This is a genomic window from Adonisia turfae CCMR0081 (genome assembly GCF_011009555.1).
GTDB lineage: Bacteria > Cyanobacteriota > Cyanobacteriia > Phormidesmidales > Phormidesmidaceae > Leptothoe > Leptothoe turfae.
Map to the genome: position 1 here is coordinate 1,305,037 of NZ_QXHD01000004.1, position 20,671 is coordinate 1,325,707.

The 20,671-nt window shown below is 46.7% G+C and carries 20 protein-coding genes; 10 read left to right on the plus strand and 10 right to left on the minus strand.

Annotated features, from left to right (window positions below; all coding sequences use genetic code 11):
- Positions 1 to 55: 55 nt before the first annotated feature.
- Positions 56 to 307: a hypothetical protein gene (locus tag DXZ20_RS09700; RefSeq protein ID WP_163664408.1), complete on the minus strand. Its 252-nt coding sequence runs from the start codon at positions 305 to 307 to the stop codon at positions 56 to 58.
- Between the two features lie 144 nt (positions 308 to 451).
- Positions 452 to 1,621, minus strand: coding sequence for a metallophosphoesterase family protein (locus tag DXZ20_RS09705; RefSeq protein WP_163697841.1), 1,170 nt, complete (start codon positions 1,619 to 1,621; stop codon positions 452 to 454).
- A 123-nt stretch (positions 1,622 to 1,744) separates the two neighbouring features.
- On the opposite strand from DXZ20_RS09705, the gene DXZ20_RS09710 reads away from it, so the two are divergent.
- Complete coding sequence (locus DXZ20_RS09710) at positions 1,745 to 3,361, plus strand: tetratricopeptide repeat protein (protein ID WP_163697843.1); 1,617 nt, start codon at positions 1,745 to 1,747, stop codon at positions 3,359 to 3,361.
- 5 nt (positions 3,362 to 3,366) lie between these two features.
- On the opposite strand, the gene DXZ20_RS09715 is transcribed toward DXZ20_RS09710, so the two are convergent.
- Positions 3,367 to 4,866 (minus strand): ISKra4 family transposase, encoded by a 1,500-nt coding sequence (locus DXZ20_RS09715; RefSeq protein ID WP_163697845.1) that lies wholly within the window; start codon positions 4,864 to 4,866, stop codon positions 3,367 to 3,369.
- 194 nt (positions 4,867 to 5,060) lie between these two features.
- Between DXZ20_RS09715 and DXZ20_RS38720 the strand changes: the two genes are divergently transcribed.
- Complete coding sequence (locus DXZ20_RS38720) at positions 5,061 to 5,243, plus strand: hypothetical protein (protein ID WP_348917934.1); 183 nt, start codon at positions 5,061 to 5,063, stop codon at positions 5,241 to 5,243.
- Positions 5,244 to 5,270: 27 nt separating this feature from the next.
- Positions 5,271 to 5,654 carry a Uma2 family endonuclease gene (locus DXZ20_RS38725; RefSeq protein ID WP_431732098.1) on the plus strand — a complete coding sequence of 128 codons (384 nt, stop codon included), beginning with the start codon at positions 5,271 to 5,273 and terminating at the stop codon, positions 5,652 to 5,654.
- A gap of 224 nt (positions 5,655 to 5,878) precedes the next feature.
- Here the strand turns inward: DXZ20_RS38725 and DXZ20_RS09725 are convergent, their stop codons facing one another.
- Together DXZ20_RS09725 and DXZ20_RS09730 are read right to left on the minus strand one after the other, a co-directional pair.
- Positions 5,879 to 7,723: a hypothetical protein gene (locus tag DXZ20_RS09725; protein WP_163697847.1), complete on the minus strand. Its 1,845-nt coding sequence runs from the start codon at positions 7,721 to 7,723 to the stop codon at positions 5,879 to 5,881.
- 5 nt (positions 7,724 to 7,728) lie between these two features.
- The gene (locus DXZ20_RS09730; RefSeq protein ID WP_163697849.1) at positions 7,729 to 8,298 is read right to left on the minus strand and encodes a hypothetical protein; all 570 of its coding nucleotides are present in this window, start codon (positions 8,296 to 8,298) and stop codon (positions 7,729 to 7,731) included.
- 370 nt (positions 8,299 to 8,668) lie between these two features.
- On the opposite strand from DXZ20_RS09730, the gene DXZ20_RS09735 reads away from it, so the two are divergent.
- Together DXZ20_RS09735 and DXZ20_RS09740 are read left to right on the plus strand one after the other, a co-directional pair.
- Entirely contained in the window at positions 8,669 to 9,136 is a 468-nt protein-coding gene (locus tag DXZ20_RS09735) for a type I restriction enzyme HsdR N-terminal domain-containing protein (RefSeq protein ID WP_163697851.1), read from the plus strand.
- Complete coding sequence (locus DXZ20_RS09740; protein WP_250565702.1) at positions 9,133 to 9,801, plus strand: hypothetical protein; 669 nt, start codon at positions 9,133 to 9,135, stop codon at positions 9,799 to 9,801. Before DXZ20_RS09735 ends, DXZ20_RS09740 begins: the two co-directional genes overlap by 4 nt.
- A gap of 124 nt (positions 9,802 to 9,925) precedes the next feature.
- On the opposite strand, the gene DXZ20_RS09745 is transcribed toward DXZ20_RS09740, so the two are convergent.
- The 4 genes from DXZ20_RS09745 to DXZ20_RS09760 all read right to left on the minus strand — a co-directional run bounded on the left by DXZ20_RS09745 (position 9,926) and on the right by DXZ20_RS09760 (position 14,389).
- A complete protein-coding gene (locus tag DXZ20_RS09745) occupies positions 9,926 to 10,159 on the minus strand; it encodes a hypothetical protein (protein WP_163697855.1) in 234 nt (77 codons plus the stop codon).
- A gap of 410 nt (positions 10,160 to 10,569) precedes the next feature.
- Positions 10,570 to 11,463, minus strand: a complete 894-nt coding sequence (locus DXZ20_RS09750; protein WP_163697857.1) for a Uma2 family endonuclease — start codon at positions 11,461 to 11,463, stop codon at positions 10,570 to 10,572.
- A 185-nt stretch (positions 11,464 to 11,648) separates the two neighbouring features.
- Positions 11,649 to 13,697, minus strand: coding sequence for a hypothetical protein (locus DXZ20_RS09755; RefSeq protein WP_163697859.1), 2,049 nt, complete (start codon positions 13,695 to 13,697; stop codon positions 11,649 to 11,651).
- A gap of 275 nt (positions 13,698 to 13,972) precedes the next feature.
- The gene (locus DXZ20_RS09760; protein ID WP_163663794.1) at positions 13,973 to 14,389 is read right to left on the minus strand and encodes a Fur family transcriptional regulator; all 417 of its coding nucleotides are present in this window, start codon (positions 14,387 to 14,389) and stop codon (positions 13,973 to 13,975) included.
- Between the two features lie 318 nt (positions 14,390 to 14,707).
- Here DXZ20_RS09760 and DXZ20_RS09765 point away from each other — a divergent pair, with 318 nt between their 5' ends.
- The 3 genes from DXZ20_RS09765 (at position 14,708) to DXZ20_RS09775 (ending at position 17,562) form a co-directional block, all read left to right on the plus strand.
- Positions 14,708 to 15,280, plus strand: a complete 573-nt coding sequence (locus tag DXZ20_RS09765) for a peroxiredoxin (protein ID WP_163663792.1) — start codon at positions 14,708 to 14,710, stop codon at positions 15,278 to 15,280.
- 292 nt (positions 15,281 to 15,572) lie between these two features.
- Positions 15,573 to 16,571 (plus strand): NAD(P)/FAD-dependent oxidoreductase, encoded by a 999-nt coding sequence (locus DXZ20_RS09770; RefSeq protein WP_163663790.1) that lies wholly within the window; start codon positions 15,573 to 15,575, stop codon positions 16,569 to 16,571.
- A gap of 112 nt (positions 16,572 to 16,683) precedes the next feature.
- Positions 16,684 to 17,562: a phosphatidate cytidylyltransferase gene (locus DXZ20_RS09775; protein ID WP_163663788.1), complete on the plus strand. Its 879-nt coding sequence runs from the start codon at positions 16,684 to 16,686 to the stop codon at positions 17,560 to 17,562.
- Here DXZ20_RS09775 and DXZ20_RS09780 read toward each other — a convergent pair.
- Positions 17,559 to 18,311 carry an LmeA family phospholipid-binding protein gene (locus DXZ20_RS09780; protein ID WP_163663786.1) on the minus strand — a complete coding sequence of 251 codons (753 nt, stop codon included), beginning with the start codon at positions 18,309 to 18,311 and terminating at the stop codon, positions 17,559 to 17,561. The two genes, DXZ20_RS09775 and DXZ20_RS09780, sit on opposite strands and share 4 nt — an antisense overlap.
- 375 nt (positions 18,312 to 18,686) lie before the next feature.
- Between DXZ20_RS09780 and DXZ20_RS09785 the strand changes: the two genes are divergently transcribed.
- Both DXZ20_RS09785 and DXZ20_RS09790 read left to right on the plus strand, forming a co-directional pair.
- Positions 18,687 to 19,895 (plus strand): DUF4912 domain-containing protein, encoded by a 1,209-nt coding sequence (locus DXZ20_RS09785; protein ID WP_163671631.1) that lies wholly within the window; start codon positions 18,687 to 18,689, stop codon positions 19,893 to 19,895.
- 182 nt (positions 19,896 to 20,077) lie between these two features.
- Positions 20,078 to 20,665 (plus strand): hypothetical protein, encoded by a 588-nt coding sequence (locus DXZ20_RS09790; RefSeq protein WP_163697860.1) that lies wholly within the window; start codon positions 20,078 to 20,080, stop codon positions 20,663 to 20,665.
- Positions 20,666 to 20,671: the final 6 nt, after the last annotated feature.

Consider the following 20,671-nt stretch of genomic DNA (forward strand, 5'->3'; position numbering starts at 1 on the left):
AAATAGGTCGGGTCCTTCTATAGAAGGACCCGACTTATTTGCGCCAGATCATTTTCTATGGCAGCCCCATGGTTTCCCAATCCTTGGCTCTTGACCCAAACATCTCCGCAGCCTTTTGCTCAGCGGTCTTGAGGGACGGGTGCCACTCTTTCAGGGTGTAATCACCGTCTAATTCTGTCGCCATCAGACAATAGCCATGGCCATCGAATTCGATGGTTAATCGAACAGTTGAACCAGGTGGCAACTCGGCTGGTCGGTTCGGCACATTTTGAGGAATTTGCCACGAACGAATTTGCTTAACCACCATAGAAGGCATGAATGATGAACAATTCGCCTTTAGAGACAAATTATTGCCACAACTTTTCCTTATACGTGATTTAGCGATGGATTCCGTATCGACTTAGTGGGCACTCCATGACAAGAAAGAGATAGGGAAAATCCGAGAAAGTACTTAGTTGTCGCTTCGAATGTAGGCCTGGCCCTGCTCGTCAGCTGTCAAGTCAGATAAAGTAATGTCGTTTCTTAGTACACGTCCGGTGGGGCCAACGATCTGTCGCGGTAGGGTTTGGGTGTCCACCAGTTCCATACGATTCATGTTGTAGGTGGTATAAACGGTTTCGCCAGTATCAAAGAAAAAGTCTAATACCGTCATTGTTTGCATGGCGGCATCGGTGCGATAGAGCCAGGTGCGAGGACCGCTGCCGAGGGCACCGCAGTGGAGCAGGTTTAGATTGCCAACGTGACCGGGATAGTAAGCGTGGTGGTGACCACTCATGTAGGTGTGGACGTTGTGACGTTCTAATATGGCCTGAAGTTGGTCGGCGTTATTGAGAAACTCACCGTAGCGATCGCGACCTTGAGAAATGGCATACAGCGGCAGATGCCCTAGAGCAATGCGAAACTTGGCAGACTGGGCCGCTTCGCTACTTAGCTGTTGGTCAGCCCAGGCAACTTGGTCAGTAGGCACATTCGCCGATGATGCATCCCAGACAATATAAAAAATATCGTTCTGCTTAAAGCTGTAATAGTAAGGAAAATCACCCATATCCACATACTGTAGGTCCAAATCATTTTGGTGGGCCTGCCAGTAGCGGGTAGTTACTTCGCGATCAACGGCATAAATATAGCCACCCCCCTCGTAGGTCTGGCTAGACCCATCGTGATTGCCAATGGTCAGCGCATAGGGAATATCAGCCTCGCGAATAGGCTTAAGAATGAGGTTATCAAACCCTTCCCACATGGCCTCCACTTCGGAGGTACTTAAGAAAGTGGCTTGACCTGCCACCATATCGCCCATGCACAGCACAATATCCGGTTCCCATTGGGGCAGGATGGAAACGCCTTTCATCACTTCACGGCGGTAGTCTACAGACCCATAGCGGGAATTCAGATCACTGATCACCACTGCTCGCACATCACCGCGTTTAGGTGCAGAGAGTTCTTCAGGGCCAATGGGTTGACCAAAGTTGGGATGACGTTTTGGGGCCACAGGTACTTCGCTTGGCGTAGACGCCAAGCTCTCAGCGGCTGACGTGCTAGGAATTGACTGGGCCACAGGACGAGTTGAGCAAGCGCTGATGGCGAGACTGCTAAGAAGAAGAAAGCGACGCCGATTGAGCATGGAAAGCAGAAAATTAGGTGTTTATGGGAAAGGTAACGCAGGAAATGAAAAGCGTAAAGTATTGTGGATGTTGGGTAAGGGGTCTTTTAGTATGGCGGTAGATAGGCAGGCATAGCAGTCAAGATGGCAGAAACAAAGGATAGTAGCTGGGCAAGACAGCAATATGATCTGGGTGTTGAGTGCCATAACCGTCGTACAGGTGAGCGGGCTGAAAATTTGGAGCAGGCGCTGATAGCTTTTGAAAATGCGCTGGCGGTTTTTACCCACAATAGGTTTTCCAGAGATTGGGCAAATACTCAAGAATGGTTGGGAACTATCTACAGTGCTCGTATCCAAGGTAAGCGTTCAGAAAACCTGGAGCAGGCCATTAACTATTATCAAAATGCTCTACAAATTCGTACGCGTGCTGCATTTCCTGAAGATTGGGCCAGAACCCAAATGAATCTGGGAAATACCTGTAGTGCTCGTATCCAAGGTAAGCGTTCAGAAAACCTGGAGCAGGCCATTGACTATTATCAAAACGCCTTACAGATATACACTCGTACTACATTTCCTGAAGATTGGGCCAGAACCCAAATGAATCTGGGAGTTACCTATCAAAATCGCATTCGAGGCGAACATTCAGAGAATCTGGAGCAAGCTATCGACTGCTACAAAAACGCCTTACAGATTCTTACACGCAATGAATTTCCTGAATATTGGGCTATGACCCAAATGAATCTGGGAGTTGCCTATCAAAATCGCACTCAAGGCGAGCGATCAGAGAACCTGGAGCAGGCTATTGATTGCTACCAAAATACCCTACAGGTCCATACTCGCAGCGCATTTCCTGAATATTGGGCCAGAACCCAACAAAATTTAGCTAATGTTTATCGAGATTCTCACCATGGAGAAGACTTAGAAATTCTCAACTTAGCTCTTGGGACCTACCAAAAAGTTGCTGAAGTCTTCACCCGTAAATCTTATCCCTACGATTGGGTTAACAATCAAAGTGATTGGGCCGAAGCTCTCCTTAAACTCGCTTCCTTCACAACAAATCCTACCCAAGTAGTAACTAATCTCACCACAAGTATTACTCTTCTAACCGAAGCTCTGGAAGTTGCCCCCTCTAGCAGCCCTGAATATATCGATTCCCTCTACCGCCTGGGCAATGCCCTCTTCCGTCGCTATGCCATCAGTCAAAACTCCAATGATCTAGACCGTGCCCTAAAAGCTTACAAAAACGCTCTGGACGCCATCGATCCCGAACATTACGATCGCAACAAAATCTGGCAGGCCCTACCCACCACCCAGTCTGTTCTCGGCAGTCGTCTAGTACGCGACGGACAGTGGCAGGATGGCCTACAGCTCCTGCTCAACAGCGTCAGCCAATTACGCAACAGCGACAATCGCCTCGCCCACGCCAGTGCCCTTTACGAAACTGCCTACGCCTACGAAACCATGTCCGACTGGGACAATGCTCGCTTGTATTATCGCGATGCCCTGCGACTCTACGACCATTTGGAGGAGCAGTCGGGCAAAGCCAAAAGTCTCACAGGACTAGGTACCACCCTCGGTGCCCAGGGTTACCTGGACAAAAGTATGGCCACATTTCAACAGGCCCGTGACCTTTATGAACAGTTACAACAACCGGAAAAAGTTACCGAAGTGGATAACCTGTACGACATTGCCAAGCGCACCTTAAATAACGAGGATATTGAGGCCCAGGATATGGAGATGGGTGCGGCTCTTTTTAAGTAAAGCAATTAAGATGCCAACAATCTTTCAGGATCTTGAAACTTGCTGACATGATTGCGTTTGAATTCCTGCAGTTTGTGAAACTCCCAATACTCATCGAAATCATCACTGGCCCTGAGCGCTCTAATTCTGAGGACGGCCTCAGCTCGGTCAAGTCGCCAACGAGCCCCAGTAATGGCCATGCGGTCATTAACCAAATGTCGGCAAGCCCCTTCAATCACGCCTGAGGCAATCGGATAGCCCTGCTCTAAATACTGGTCATAGTGCAGAAAGGGGCGATACTTCAACAAATAGTCGGCACATTTATCTGCGTTCTCTCTCTTCTTTTTGGATAAATTTTGCAGGGTGGCACTACGTCGAATCCCTGCTGCTACGTCACTGGCTTGGCCGTTGAGGATCCGTAAGGCTCGCTCCTGTACCCACCGTTCTGCCTCCTCACTGCCGGAGGCATGAAAGCAAAAAGCGGCTTTCCAAACATATTCCAACACATGAATGAAATCGATCACAATCGTTACCGCCACAGAGTGTTGTTTGGCGGTGGCTTTAATCGTATTCAACTGATGGAGTTCACCATCGACCAGCACGACCCAAGTTCTTTGATGCTCAGGGTCTCTACTAATGGCCTCATCAAAGGCACTGGCAATCATGCTCTTGGCATCTTGCCTAACACTAGCCCACACCCGTTTGTCACTGATAGACGGTCGCTTGGGCGGCTCTCTCTGGTCACCAATAATATCGTCAGGTTGACGGGAATAGGGGGGCACATGATAGACGGAGGCCACCATCGCCATCCGCTTGCGATTGCGTTTTTGACCGGGACTTAAGCGAGTCTGATGCGATTGTGCCGATTGTTGTGCTGCTTTAGCCGTCGCCTCTCTGAGATCATCGGGATGCATGACGATGCCTTTGCTATCGGTGGTGAGTACCAATAAATCATCCGCAGCCGCAGTCTCGGTCCCACTGCGTTGGGTATAGAAGTCCTCAAAGTCCTGAGCCACTGACACCGTCACCTCTTCGCATTGACGCTTGCCAACCTGTCCACCCGTGGTTTTGGCAATGGTTTGACTGGTTTCGGAAAACGATACTTTCGAGGCCTCTTCGGCCACACGCCGTCGCAACTCATCAGAATACTTATCAGGGGCCAAATTGAGCTTCCCGTCGCTCGGATAGAGGGCACTCACATTAGGCGTTTGCGTGCTGTAGCCCACACGGGGGACGACCACTCCACCGAACAGAGTTTCGAGTTGGCGCTGGGTCCGTTTGCGACGATGCGGTCGCTTTTCTCCATCGGTCCCATAGACTTCGCTTTGATAGCTCTCTTGTTGGTAGCGTAAGTCTAGATGTCCTTGCAATAATCGTCTGAGCAGTTCGGTGCCATGCTCATTGATATAGCGTTCTATCTCGCCATGTTCCCAGTCTTGAGCATCCTCTGAACTCAACGTCTTGATAAGCTCCTGATACTGCTCGTAGGCCTGTTCAAAGGTCTTTTGTTCTATGGTAGAAGACATGACTGATGAGAATGTTCGTAGAACAAACCAGGTTATAACCTATCTCTCAAAAAATGGATAAGTCTATACTCTGACTTCCTAATACATACCAGAACCTACTGGAGTCCATATTCTTCATGACAAAATTTTACTTTGAAAGAGCCGCACCCTTAGCCAATAAAGCTGAGGGATATTTTAATGCCATAAAACAATAAATGGTTAGAACACTTGCCCCGCCCGTTGAAGAAAAACGAGTTGTCTTACCCAACGTTACCTGCCAGGGCTATCAGCAGGTTTTTCATGCACTACCGGCTACTCGTGCTGCTCACCTTACTTATGACTGTGGTGTTTTAGAAATCTCTAGGCCTTTAGAAAAACATGAACGGGCTAGTGAGTAAATTGGTCTTTTTATTCGTATTTTGGTGGTGGAATTGGGTTTACGGCTGAAGTCGATGCGATCTACGACGTTGGACCGGGCCGATCTCGACAAGGGGGCAGAGCCAGATAATGCTTACTATATTCAGAATCAGCCTAAGGTTGCTGGTAAGACGGTTGACCTAAAAACGGATCCACCACCGGATATTGTGGTGGAGGTGGATATTACCCACACGGATATTGATAAGAATCGCCTCTATGCCAGTTTGGGGGTGCCAGAGTTTTGGAGGTTTGATAGTGAGGTTTGGCGAATTTATTGTCTGATGGGTGATGCGTATGAAGAAGCTGAAACGAGTCCGACGTTTGGCTTTGTGCGGAAAGAAGATCTCTATCGTTTTTTAGAGGAAGCACAGCAGGATGAGGTTGCAGCGTAAGTTAATCTGAGAAGTTGGGTACGAAAGTATCTAAATAGGTCTCGTTAAATAGAAGACCAACATACTCTACTCACCTCATCAATTGATTGCGGATGGTTAAGTCCACGCCATAGATTTCTAGTTTTTGCTAGTTGAGATTAGAAGTTGATTTTTCGCAGATATTTTTTCGAAATATTCGTGAAGATAACGATAATTTAATAGGCACCTGAGGCTCATCTATAAAATCAGGAAAAGTAAATCTCACCTTCTTGATGTTTGGCTAAAATTTTATTCTTAGTTTTCTCAGATAAAGACACTTTTTCAAACAGATTCTTAAGGTCTACATATGGACGATTACCAATAATTTTATCAAGTAGTTTACGCTGAATCCTTGCTCCCTTAAATGTAGCTTGAAGTTCAGATAAAGTAGCCCCATTAATATCGGATGAATGGCCTAACTTTTCTTGGATAGGTTTTCTCTTATTTTTTTCTTCATTAGGAGAAAAGCCATCTCCTAGTTGTGAGAAGTCTTCAATCTTATCAATTGCCACAAATCTGATTGCTTTTTTGTGTAGCTTTAAAAGCTTCTGATCACTGCATGCGGGCGCAATCATGAAAGCTAAATCATACTCTGAAGAAGTACGATAATCAAAGTCTTCTAACCACTCAAAAAAAGTAGACAGATGCTCCTGAATTAACTTATAGTTTTTTGCTTCGCCATAGGCTTGAGCGATTATATCCTCCCTATGTCTTAGTTCTATATAACAATCTAGATTATGTTTCTTGTAGTTTGTTGTTGTCTGAGCGATCAGCAAGGTGTGATTTTGCTTGCCTTTAAATTTTTTCCACTCACTGTGCCCTAAATATTGAAAAGAACCATCTTTAGGCAAACTCACCTCATCTGCGCAATCACCAATGAGGCTAAACCAATGCTGCCGAACCTCTCGCTCTAAGATCTCACGTGCTCTACCCTCGTATTTGTTGAATGATTCATCAAAGAATTTGAAGTATTTCTCATGGATCTCAATAATGCCTTGAACATATTTCTTGCAAAATTCTCTTAAAGTATTGAAATCATGCGGAACTTCTAGCTGAATATCTTTGATTTCACTCCAAGCTTTATCAAAATCTTTACAACCAGAATAAGCACCTCTTAGTCGCTCTTCTATATTCTTTCGAATTTGCTCACATTCTTCCATCCGACAAGGAACAAGCTTAATAACAGAATTAGAAACTCGACTACGTAGAGCTTCATCTGCCATGATGAAGGACTGAACATCATCTTGTCTACCAACGATATAAACCATCAGGCGAAGCTTTTGAAAATCAACAGCAGTGTTGATCAAATCCCGCATCACAGATCTTGCATCGTTTAGATAATCTTGATGCGCGTGCAATGCATCTAACTCATCAATAAGATAAACAAACTTAGCTTGAGGCTCTTTCTTTGAAATATACTTAATAAATTGAAAGAAAAGATCTTTGAAGTTCACTTTTATTTCTTCTAAAAGAGAATTCAATTTATTTTCGAACATGATTTTTTCATCAGCATTAGCCTCTATCAGAGCAACTTTTTCTTTATTGGTTACTCTAATCAAAAAATCTTTGGCAGCATCCTTTATTCTATCTGATATCTCTGATTTTTCCCTCCCAAATATATCCCAGAGCGTCTTTAAAAAGACAGCAGAATAAAACTTGACCCCAAAAACATCACTTCCAGGCTGAGAAAGCAATTCATTGAAGGCAAAGTTGACAACTACAGAAGTGTGCTGATGTTCAGGATTATTATCTATAAGCTCCTTAAGATAGCTAAGTGTAGTAGTTTTTCCACTACCAGGCACAGCAGCAATAAACCTAAATGTAAAAAGACCCTTTTCAAAAGTATGCTCAATATCATCTTTCAGAAGTTCACCTAAAGTCTGAACGGATTTTCCTGAGAGACTTCTTCCCGAGCTATAATTTTCTCCGGAACTAGGTGGTTTTAGTTTGCGATCAATCCAGATATCCTCAATATAACCAAGCCCATTGCTGATGCGATCTAAAAACTCTCTTATTCTTTCCTTTTTGCCAGAGTCTTCTCCTAATCCCATATTGCTTATTCAACCCACTCAATTATTTCGTCATCTCTTCCCTTGAAAACAGATATTTTCCCTGACTTTTTAAGTTTTTCAAAGTATTCAGCAAATACATTTATGGACAGGATGTAATGTGCAGAGATCCGCTTAAAAAGCTCACCCTTTTTAACAACCTCTACTCCATTCTCAGCTTGACTTTTTCTTTCTTCAAGATACTGTTTTCTGAATATAGTCTCAAACTCTGCATCGGTTATGATATTTTCTGCCTCCTCTGATTCGCAAGCTTTTTGGATACAGACTAATAATTCGTTAGTAACCTTATATCCTTTGCTAGACGTAAATCTATAGTCTGTTTTTCCTAATCCTTCAACTAAGGATTTATGGCCAGCACCTGTAACTGAAAATCGGTATCGTCTTGCGTAGACGATCAAGCCCAAATTTTCCAGAGCCTCATATATAGAGTTAGCTTTTGCTTGTATGGCTTTAGGCAAACGTGCTTTGACTGTTCCTTTAGTAATAGTGCCATCTTCGTCTTGATAAGCGCGTGCATACAGCAAGTAGAGTATTTGTTCGTTAGTCAGGTCTTTCATCTGTATTCCCTTATTTAATAGCTCTGAACTTCCCATACTCTAAAGTCTAGGGGCAATGTACTCCATTTCCTTAGAAAGTGCTAAGTATTTACTACTTTTGTAGGAGTTGTATTTGGAGATAAGTTGGCTCATTTACTGAGAGTTTCTATTGCAATTATTTGGATTCATTATGCGACAAAATATTTGAAGTATTCAAAGTTTTGACAGAGAATCAATCGGGTAGGATACGTTATGACGCATATATTAAAGAAAATATGAAGCGACCAGTAGGATATGTTGCAACGCATGCATAAATTCAAAGCTACACCTCATGATTCAATTGGATACAGGAATCATCGCTGATCCAGTCTGCACAAGCTACAATACGACTATGAGTAGAGCACATCCAGATATAGTCGTAGTAGGTCCTGATGGGGAGTATTTGGTTATTGTTGAGGTAAAACTCAATGATCACTTTTCCCATCGTCAAGATGCTATTGAGCAGCTTAAAAGACTCATGGCATCCATGAGCTGCTCAGTTGGGTTGGCCATAACTGGTGACCATATTTTGCTGCTCCGTGATTCCCTAGAAAAGTCTGATGGCGAATCGATTTCTGTGGTTAGCGAAGCATTACTACCAGAACATTTACTGCCCTCTGCAAATGAGCAGGGGCAGGGGCACTATGAGCTTGAGTTTGAATCACAGATTCAACAGTGGTTAGAAACACTCAAGCACACTTCAAGTTTAGAAAATTTGCCCAGTGATTTAAAGCAGCTTTTTAGTGAGCCCACCATTAGTCTTCTGAGACTTGGTGAAATTCGGGCAGCTGGCCCCAGGTGGAGCAGAGTAGCCAGTTGAAACCCAGCATAGTTTTAGTGGAAACAAATTGGGTTGTAGATCTTGCGGCACCAGCCCATTTACAGAGTCCACAGGCAATTCAGTTATTACAACGAGCTGACGCTGGCGAGTTTCGGCTATTTGTTCCCGCGATATGTCTGGCGGAAGCTCGTGAAACTGTACCTCGGAGATTTACACCCCGGTCGCGTTCAGAAGATTTACGCAAATTTGTGCGATGGGCGAGGGATGAGGGGCGCATAAACCTTGAAGATGCAGAAGCCGCATTTCGGGTATTTAACCAGTTTGATGGATTAGTCGTCAATGAACTGACAAAGGTTTCAGAAAGATTAGAAATGTTAGCCTCCCACCCAGGACTCAGTGTTTTTCCACTGTCCGAGTCGATGCTAGAGCGTCAAGTTACGATTGGTGCTATGGGCCTTTCTTTAAAACCCTATGATTTGGCGATTTTGGCAGCTGTGCTCGTTAAATCTGAAGAACTACAGCAAGATGGCTATCCTTGGGTTGGCTTTTGTGAATTGGATTCCGATCTTCAACCTTGGGATAGGTTGGGTACCCGCAAACCAATTCTCAGTAATCTTTATAATGACTCTCGGGTATGGGTTTATGGTGACTTCTTGCTAGAAGAACTTAATAAATTGCCCGAGGGTTGGATCTCTCAAACCTAGCAACTAGAGCCTCACTTCAAGGTCAGCAGCACTTGCTCATCAGGTGTCAATAGAATTCTCTCACCTTGATTTGTAGGATTCGGTGGATTGCGCGAATAATCGCTAATCCACCCTACATTTGTTGTTAATCGACTCTGATGCGCTTGGTCAGAATAGCCATTACCTCATTAGGTCGCCCGGTGGGTAAGGGCTTACTCCAATCATTGGGTTCGGCGTAGTTGAGTTTGTGCAACAGTGCAATGGTGTTGCGTACAGCGGTGAGGGTGCCAAACAGGATATGACGCACCGTTTCAAATTGGTGCTCTGGCAAGGGAGCTGGTTCAGATTTCGGCATGACTGCGGACTGGTTTTGAAACATGGATTCTGATCTCCAAAACGTAGCGTTTGCGAAGGAAACCAGAACCGAATGCCTTAGCAAACCACACAAGATGTATGCACACCGGGGATGCTAAGGCATAATAACCAAAGCCCGCAGTTGGCTAGATCAGCTGTGGGTCAGCTGTCGGTTAGGTGGTGACGCACCTGCCGACAGTGCCAGGTATTCAGTTCTGTAGTAGAGCCGCAAAGCGGCTTGCGAGAAACTATAAATCTCTTTTAGACCCCAGTCAAGATACAGATTGTTACAACCACTGACAAGAGTTTACTCTTCTTCAGGAAATACTGCACCCAAACAATTCAGGCACGATCACGAGAACTCATCAAATATTCTTGATGCATTGAGCCAGTCTCATGGATTTAGGAGACTATACAAATTCTGACTAATCTACCCTACACAAGATTGTTGTTCATGCTGTCTATCTCCTCTAGAGGTAGCCCCACTATTTCAGCAATATCAGCCGTATCCATCCCCGACTGTCGCAAATTCCTCACCACCTGCCGCAGCCGCGCCTCTGCCTCATCCGCCCTTTCTACAGCCTCATCCGCCCGCTGGGATTCTAATTCCGTATCTGTCAGCAGCCAGTTACCCGAATCATCACACCACCGCAGCCAGCCATGGTTAATGCCTTCAAATGTCCCAGTCCAGACACCCAATCCCAACTCTAACTCCGGTATCCATAGCTGCGGCTGAGTCTTCTGCACCACCTGTTCCTCATACCGTGCTCCTACAAGTCGAAAGAACCTAACTATGCCTGTATAGCGGCTAAACACTACATAATAAGGCACCCGCAAAATCTGCTCATATACTTGCCACTTACGTGGTGGTTTTGACTGACCGTTGGTACTCTGACCATTCGTTGCGTCAGTAGCCTCCCCATAAAACGGCCCCAAATCCTCCGCCTCAGTCCCCGGCGACAAAAACTCAACTACAACCAGCGGGCTAACACCCTCCTGCCACACCACATAGCTATTGCGCAAATCCTTGCCACCATAGAGCCTTGGCACATCCACCGCCAAAAACCAATCAGGTCGCTTATGCCACAGCGGGTTGCGCACATCATAGTAGAGGTTAATGTCCGTACCCGTGAAATAGTTATCAGCCGCATACTGAGTCAATCGCAGGGTACGACTCAGCAACTGAGGTTGTAAATCATGAAACTCGTCAGGCAAGCCAGGTTCCTCAGGAAATTCACTCGGCAGATCGTACATCGTCGGCAAACTCTCCGACGGTGGCACCGGTGGCACCGGTTGTAGCAACTCTGGGGACTCTTTAGCCTGAGTCATACAGGTACAGTTGTAGGTGTACATCTCAATAGTACTCTGCTACTCCGTAAACCACATCTAAATCACATACCAAGAGCTATAAAGCCCTTTTACCTATAAAGCCCGAAAGACATAGCTGTCTCTCGGGCTTTGAGCAGATATGTAACTATCGAAATATTAGATCGATAGCTGATGTTTTCTCTTCTCTAGTTAACACGACAGTTCTGAACAATTGCCTGAGTGACTTGCTTCACCTCAAGCGCCCACTCTTCATCATTCTGCACAGCTTTCTCCACACTCTCTAGAGCCTGATAAAACAACTGCCAACCAGCTTTCTCACCCTCATAGGTCTTTTGCAAGTCGCTGGGTTCTCCCTGGATAAAGTCTAGACCTTCTTGCAGCTGGAAAACACCTGTTTGGATAAACTCAGTTGCCTCGTCTGACTTGCCGGTATTAAACAGATTTGCCACCTTAAGAGAGAATCTCAACATCGCTACTGTGATGGGAAGTCGAGATACAAAGCAGCCTGTAAACGGAGCAATATCTGCCTTAATGCTTGCTGTCGCTTCGGGGAGTGCCTCAGCATACTTGGAGAACAACAGAATCCGTAGATAATCTCCTACCTGCTTACCCACCTTAGCCATGGCAATGGCTTCCTGGGCAAAGCCTTCTTTGTCATGGCGCATAATCAAACCAGACGCATGGGCATATCCCAGGTTAGGCTGCTGCCCACGGGCCGAGAGAATGTAAGCTTGATCTTCTGCACGACCAATAAAGCTAGGCGTAAATGTGTGATAACGGCGTAGAGTATCCACCAATATCCCGTTGGTACCACCGGTCACGTGAATCCGCTGAATTGCCTTAGTCTCTCCATCAAAGTCAGTGCCCGCCTCATAGCGAGTCATCATTTCTGCCTCTGTGGATAGCGCCTGGGGCAGTTTGCTAAAGAACACATACTCATCGGGAGCAAGCTTAGTTCCTGGAACTGTCACGTCAGGTGTAAATACACCTTTGTGAATATCCTTTTGGTTAACCAATGCGCCAGCAATCATGCCTAGCTCAATGGGCTGACCGGCGGAGTCTTTGCCTGTTGCACCCCAGAGAGGTGTCTTTAGATGGCCAAAGGCAGTGTCACCAGTTTGCTCTAGCAACTTAGCCTGGGGAAAGACCTGATCCAGATCAATCTTAAATGTGGCTTTAATCTTAGGATCGACTAGCGCATTCCACAAAGCAACAATCGCCTTTAGGAAGCTGTAGTGGCGGCCATAACGACCATCCACGCCAAAGACAGCCAACATTTCTTTGGCATCTTCACTAGAAGAGGATTTCTCTAAGATAGGCAGTAAGACTTTCTCAATTAGCTTATTAGTATCTGTCTCTGTGAAGGCAAAAATATTCAGATGGTCCAACGGCTCACTGGCCGCCAACACCTGCTTTAAATAGCTCTTACCCAATGTTTGCAAGCGCTCATGGGTGACTGACACTGACAACACACAGTTGACTTTGTCGGTGCTGCCTGATTGCTCATTCTCGTATGCAACTGCATGGTTCAGGTGCTTGAGACCATATAGAATCTCATTGTTCTCAGCGGCGACACCAATGGGAATGGGGTGGTCATACCAGTAAAGCTGAGGATCATCCGCCGCATCTGCTAGTTCGGATTGAAAGTCAGCATCAAATGCGGACAAGTCTGCTGAGCCCAGGGGCATTGTTAGCAGAGCATTAGAGGTGAAGAGCACCTGCTTGGCAGGGTTCTCAATTGGATTGGGGTTGAGCTGATCAATTGAAACTGTACGCTTTTCACGCAATGCGGCAACTTGTTCAGCTTCTCTTTCCCAAATGCCAGTACCTTCGGGAAACAGTACAGACCAAACTGTATTAGCGGCAGCAACTGTATCATCAGCTACACCGTCCAGGGTGGTGGCTACATACTCCAACTTGGACTTTAGATCAGCATCTTTCTCGCAAACTTGCTCTAATTCTTGATCAATCAGCTGAGCACTTTGGATGTAAAACTTAGCGGCTTTACCCCACTCTGGTGACGTGGATAATTTCTCTAGATAAGTTTGAGCGTTAGAAAAGCTGGGGTGGGTCTCACCAGCCAAAACCATAAGAAATGCCGCGTTAAGACTTTGCAATGACGCTGTTGTATCTTGCCCATCAGCGACACTTGTTAGCTCTAAAGGCAAAATCGCTGCAGTCCCAGAACTTGAGGGCTGGGTTAGAAAATTCAGAATAGGATTGAGGGCTGTCATACGTTTAAAAAAACCGTTTATGGGACAACTCAAACGAAGTAAATGGGATACACCCCATACAGTTTTATGCGAATTTGCCCTTGAATATGGTGATGCGGACTTCAAAATAAGTCGAAGTTCTGCTGAAGTTTTTTGCGAATACTCAAAATTGTGATGAAAAATTTTTGGCCCACGCGAAATGGGGTAGGCACAAGGCACTACCCCTACGTGATCCAACATCATTTTTTATACATGAAGGTGCCTGTGGGCATGGCTAGGCCGTTGCAATGGGCGATTTAATCGCAGCGATCGCAAACCCCATACACAGTCACTTCATAACTATCCACGGTCAATCCAGGACGCAGCTGCGCCGTATCCAGACACTGAAACTTTTCCCACGGGATATCTTCGATGGAGCCACACACCTTGCAGCGAAAATGGTGATGCTGGCCCACATTGGCATCGTAACGGCATACACCTTCTTCCAACAGCACCTCGCGTACCAGGCCGACATCCCGTAATGCCTGTAGCGAACTATATATGGTCGCCTGGGAAGACCGGGGCACATCCTTATTAACATCGCTCAGGATTTGCTCAGCTGTTGGATGATCCTCACGAGAAAGCAGGTTGGCATAGACTGCAAATCGCTGAGGGGTAACCCGCAGATGCTTAGATTTGAGGACTTTTACAATTTCTTCCGTCTGCAGAGACATCGCCGATTAAATCTAAAGAGAATGTGAATGGAGTTTCACACACAAAAGCATTAGAGCATGCAAGATATAGGCATGTATGACGCTGATAGTGCGAGCAAAGTAGTACCATCTTAGCATTCACATTATCTAACAGCTACTTCGAAATTTGAATAATTTCCAATGTTGACATTTTTTAAGATAAGAATTATTCTGATTTAGGAAGTGACCACTCAATGAAATCTGTAAGTCTGTCGTTTGTTCAGTTTGAGCTTTGCTGACAAACAGACAATACGTTTTCAGTTACTGATCCACCTAACAATTAATCTACAGGAAATTATCATGGCTGTTATTGAGAAAGTGCCCAGCGTTGTTTTTAAGACTCGCGTTCGTGATGAGTCCGTTGAAGGCCCTAACCCCTACCGCTGGCAGGATACTACTACCCAAGATATTTTTGCTGGTAAAAAAATCGTTGTCTTCTCTCTTCCTGGTGCGTTCACTCCCACTTGCTCCTCTAACCACTTACCCCGTTATGAAGAGCTAGCTGATGAAATGAAGGCTCTGGGTGTTGATGATATCTACTGTCTCTCCGTTAACGATGCCTTCGTTATGTTCCAGTGGGGCAAGCAACAGGGGGCTAAGAACGTGAAGCTATTACCCGATGGTAACGGCGAATTCAGCCGCAAGATGGGGATGTTGGTAGACAAGTCTAACCTGGGTTTTGGCATGCGCTCTTGGCGCTACTCCATGGTTGTTAACGATATGGCCATCGAGAAGCTATTTGCTGAGCCTGATTTTGGTGACAACTGTCCCACTGACCCCTTTGAGGTCTCTGACGCTGACACTATGCTGGCTTACCTCAAGGGTGCTGCTGCTCCTGGTGTATCTGCCCCTCGTAAAGAGTTTGTTGGCTAAGCCCCATCAAAATTAAATCCTATGGGCACTGAGACTTGTGTGTTCAACTGAGGTTTCAACGGTGAGGCTTCGACGGTGAGCTCAGCCGAACCGCTCAGCCGAACCGCTCACGCCGAAGTCCAGCCCTGCAACACTAGACGGCAAAGAAGGCTAATGGTAATGTCTTCTTTGCCGTCTGTATCTCTAGGTACTCAAGGTGTTCTCATTGCTTGAGATAAACACCCATGGAGTTATCCATATTCACTACCAACAGACTCATCCCCAACGCCCGCTTAGGGCAGGTTAGAAAACAATGAAACTATCTAGTGCAAATATTGAAAATCATCTTGATACCCTCTATGACGCGATTGTTGTCGGTGGTGGTATGGGAGGCCTATCAGCCGCTATTTATCTGGCGCGCTACGGTCTGAAATGTCTTGTTATTGAAAAAGGCAAGGGACGCTCCCTATGGATGCAGGATACTCGTAACTACCTTGGCTTAGACCCTAACACTCCGGGGCGAGACATCCTCACCCATGGTGCAAAGCAGGCTATGGATTGGGGCGCTGATCACCTGCGAGCATTTGTGGAAGAGGTGACTGATGAAGGGGATACCTTTGCGGTCAAGGTGAAAATCGGCAAGAAAAACGTCAAGTACTATACGCTTCGCAGTAAGTATTTGATTGCCGCCTCTGGCGTCATTGACGTCTTACCTGAGTTAGACGATATGCAAAATGTCTATGATTATGCGGGCTACACGCTGCACGTTTGCATGATCTGTGACGGCTTTGATATGTGGGACCAGAAAGCGGTAGTCATGGTCAGCCGCGAATCTCAAATTAATGTGGCCTTTGTGCTGAACTGGTTCACACCTTATATTTCTGTGCTCACTAATGGTTTCACCGTGGGTCCTGAAATGAAGCAAAAGTTAGCAGACCATGGCTATCCTCTCTATGAAGCACCCATTGCTCGTGTTTTGGGCGAGAACCACAAGATGAGCGGTGTGGAACTCAAGGACGGCACCATTGTGGAAGCGACCACAGGGCTGATTAATATGGGGTCGATTTATCATAATCATTACCTCAAAGGAATTGAGGGTCTGACCTGGGATGGTGAAAACTTGGTGACTAATGGGATGGCGCAAACGACCCACGATCGTATTTTTGCCGTGGGCGATTTGAAGCAGGGGCTGAACCAGGTATCGGTGGCTGTCGCCGACGGTACATTGGCGGCAACCCAGATCTGGCGATATATTCGCCGCGCGAGTGCACCACGGAAGTGGGAAGAAAATCTGATGTCAGTATCGGTTTAGATATTTGTCTAAAAGACCATTAAATACGTCCCCATGGGAGAGACGGGGCCATCAAGTGTTAAGCTTCTGAATCGGTCTATCCTGACTATTGGGCCCGTTTACTTATTCGCTTATGCCGTGGATCCGTATTGCTAGTGGTGGAGTTGCGATCGCAATTGCCCTACTGATGATCATCTTAGGGGGGTGGTATTTCACAATCGCGTTCGGCATTATCGTCTACCTAGGCCAGCTAGAGGTCTTTGCCCTGACCAAAGCCAAAGGTATTAACGCGGCTGTTAAAACCACCCTGATTGTCAGTCAGGTGCTGTTGATGTCAGCCCACATCGCCCCACCCCTAACGGATGCGATTTTATCTTTGGCAGGCACGTGCATCTGTTTTTACGTGTTATTCCAGCCCAAGTTTGCCACCATTGCTGACGTGGCAGCGTCTATTTTAGGCTTGTTTTACGGCGGCTATTTACCCAGCTACTGGATTCGCCTACGGGACTGGGGCAGTGATTTAACGAATTTGCCCCTGGGTGGCTATTGGCCCACCGATTGGCATTTAGAGAGCTTACCCATTGGTTTGGTGCATACCTTTTTAGCCTTTGCCTGCATTTGGGCGGCTGATATTGGTGCCTATGTAGCTGGCCGCACCTTTGGTCGCACTCCCCTGACCAACATTAGTCCTAAGAAGACGGTTGAGGGAGCCTTTTGCGGCATTATCGGTAGCCTATTCGTGGGTTGCACTGGAGCCTGGCTGATGCAGTGGCCCCTGTGGTGGATTACCGGCCCTGCCTTTGGCACCATGATCGGTGTGTCTAGCCTTTTGGGCGATTTGACCGAATCTTTGATGAAGCGCGATGCTGGTGTTAAGGACTCAGGTACCTTAATTCCAGGCCACGGAGGCATTCTAGACCGCACGGATAGTTATGTCTTTACCGCACCGCTAGTGTTTTATTTCATCACCATGTTGTTGCCTAGTTTGCCTGGTGTGTGGCCAGGTAGCTAGGGCTGCACCATAATTCGGCACTGGCACATCAGCTGATCATCTTGCACCTGAAGTGACTGCAAATCAGTCTGTTCGCCTAGATTCCAACAGAAATCTGTGAGGGCATCGCTGCGCACATGCTCTCCAGAAGGCAAGCGCCACTGGGCGGTGGTTAAGCGGAGGATATGGCCATGATCAACGTCTAGAGATCCCCTCAGGCCAATTTCTGATTGCTCGTTACGCACAAGATGCAACATCAAATCTGTGTCCAGGGTTTGCAATTTTGATTGGTACTCAGAGAGCTGTGGATCTTTGAGGGCGGCAATGTTGGCACCATAGTGAGTTGCTATTTCTGTGGCCACATCCTCTTTAGCCACAAGGGTTTGCCAGAAGTCAAGCAGACCATCCGCCAGAATCGATTCTGTGGCAGATGCTGCGAGCGCATCCATATCGAAGGCAACCTGCCCCTCAATGGGAAATTCCTGTTGCAGGCGTAAAGGCTTACCGCGTAGAACCTGACCAATATTGATCTTGATGTCACTGGCTTGCACATTGACATGAGTAATCCGCACGCCCTGATATATCGCCTGCTGTGCCGATAGGGTAATGCCAGGAATATAACCCGATAATACTTGCCGATCGGTGGCTTGAATTTCAAAGGCCAACTCCCCAATTTCATCGAGCTGCGTTTGCAGCCAAAATTTTACAGCCACAGGCAACACACGACTAATGAGACGGCTGCCTTTTGGTGCTGATGGGGCTTGGGTCATAGGACAGTGCTGAATAGTTCCGAACCAATCATTGCATATCTGCTAATGACATATCTGCTTATGGCATATTTGCCGATTGCTGGGTTGCGATCGCACACCCTACGTTCATTTCAAGCAGCATAGGCGAGAACTGATCCCCAAATGTCATGAAAATGTGACATTATTTGCGAGCTAAGTGGCTGCATGGGATCAATAAATCATGAATTCATGACATTTTGTTTCCTGAAAATACTGAATTCTCGATGTGGCCTTGATTTCGTGGGGATCATTTTGGTTGATCCCCACGGGCTTTCCTGGCATGATGAATTCCAAGAGCGATCCCCGGTGGGAGATTTAGCTGTTTGTTCTGCAGTGCTGGAAGTCAAAGGTATGGCCATGGGTAACGGTACAAGGGTTCCATTAGAAGAAATGACGTTGCGACAGCTGCGTCTGGTAGCAAGCGAGTACGAGGTATCTCGCTACAGCCGTATGCGTAAAGTTGACTTAGTTGAAGCAATTCGTTCAGCACAGGCGGCTCGTGGTGAGAGTGCACCTGCTCCCAAAGCGGCAACGGTTGCAACAACTATTGAAGCGCCTGCTCCAGGTATGACCATGGAAGAGCTAGCCGCTGTGGATGATGGGTTTGGTGATTTGCCTGGTGGCTACGGTGAAAGTCGCATTGTATTAATGCCTCGTGACCCTCAATGGGCCTATGCTTACTGGGATATTCCTGGTGTCCACAAAGAAGAAATGCGTCGTCAGGGCGGTGTGCGTCTAGCAATTCGTTTCTACGATGTGACTGACATTGATATCAACTCTGTTGCTCCCCACAGTCTTCAGCAGTATGAATGTGATGAGATGGCACGGGAATGGTTTTTGCCTATACCCGTTAGCGATCGCGACTATATTGCTGAAATCGGCTATGTGGCTGCCGACGGTCGTTGGTTGTTGATGGCGCGCTCTGCACCCATCCACGTTCCTCCCGTTTATCCCTCTGACTGGGTCGAAGACCACTTCGTTTCTGTTAACTGGGATGAAGATCTACGCGGCAAGACCGTGATGACCCTGGTGCCCCCCAGCAAGAAAGCTGCTGGTGTGATGGATGCTGAAGGTAACCCCATTTACGATGAGATCTTTGCCAAGGCTCAGTCCATGGAAGCTCAGCGTATTGCGGGTTCACTGTTTGGCTCCATGCATCAGGTCCCTGAGCAAGCCGTTAGCTCCTTTGTCTTCCCCTCTGGTGTGGGGATGTGGGCCCTGCCAACGGCTTCTGGTATTAACATGTCGGGCGTTGGCTTCTCTGCTTCTGCCCCGCCGGTTCGTCCTCGCAAATTCTGGTTGATCGCGGATGCTGAGCTAATTGTTTACGGTGCCACTGAGCCGGATGCAACCGTTACTATCGGTAGCCGTAAGATTGACCTGAAGCCCGACGGCACATTCCGCTTCCAAATGTCTTTCCAGGATGGTCTAATTGACTATCCCATCAAGGCTGTAGCGGCTGATGGTGAGCAAACTCGCTCCATCCATATGAAGTTCACCCGCGAGACTCCCGAGCGTAACACCAATACTAAGGCGGAAGCGGTTGAAGAATGGTTTGCGTTTTAGTCTAGTTAACGCAAATCGCTTGAGACACGGAAGACTGCTTCCTTAAATCAAATTAGATAGGCAAATTAGATAGGAGGTGTGCGATCGCACACCTCCTTTTTTATTGGGCAAAGTTAGGCGCTAAGTTGCGTTATGGTGCCATAAGGAGGTCTGCCATGGCCGTTGTTTTTGTTCATAGATGAATGACTCCCCAAGATATTACCCACCTGCTTCAGACACGCTTTGGTGATAGCGCCAGCAAAATGGATACGCCTGACGCTTGGCAGGTAGAAACCCCTGAAATGCGACTGCTAGTCCTTTTTACCAATAGCCAAACCTGGCTACGGCTCCTTGTCCCCATTGTCCCCATTGCCGAAGCTCAGCCTTTTTTAGGGGAGATTCTAGAGGCCAACTTTGAACAGACTCACATGGCTCACTACGCTAGCTATGACAACAATCTATGGGGAATATTTCGCCACAAGCTAGCCACCTTAGAAGCGGAAACATTCATGTCGGCAATCGATCAATTGCTCGCCATGAAAGAAGCCGGCGTCAGTCCTTTCTTCAATACCTTGATCGAAACTCGGGTACGCCAAATCATTCACGCGGCTAAATTACAGGGACAGTCCTTAGAAAATACCATGCAACTTATCAACCGTTTCTATGCAGAGGGCATCATGGGTGATATGAAAGACAGTGACTATGGTGATCGGGCGTTAGCTGCATGGCAACGTCAGCTAGAGCGGTTATGGTCAGAGGTTAATCCATCAGAATCTGCCAAAAATGAGTGAGCCAAT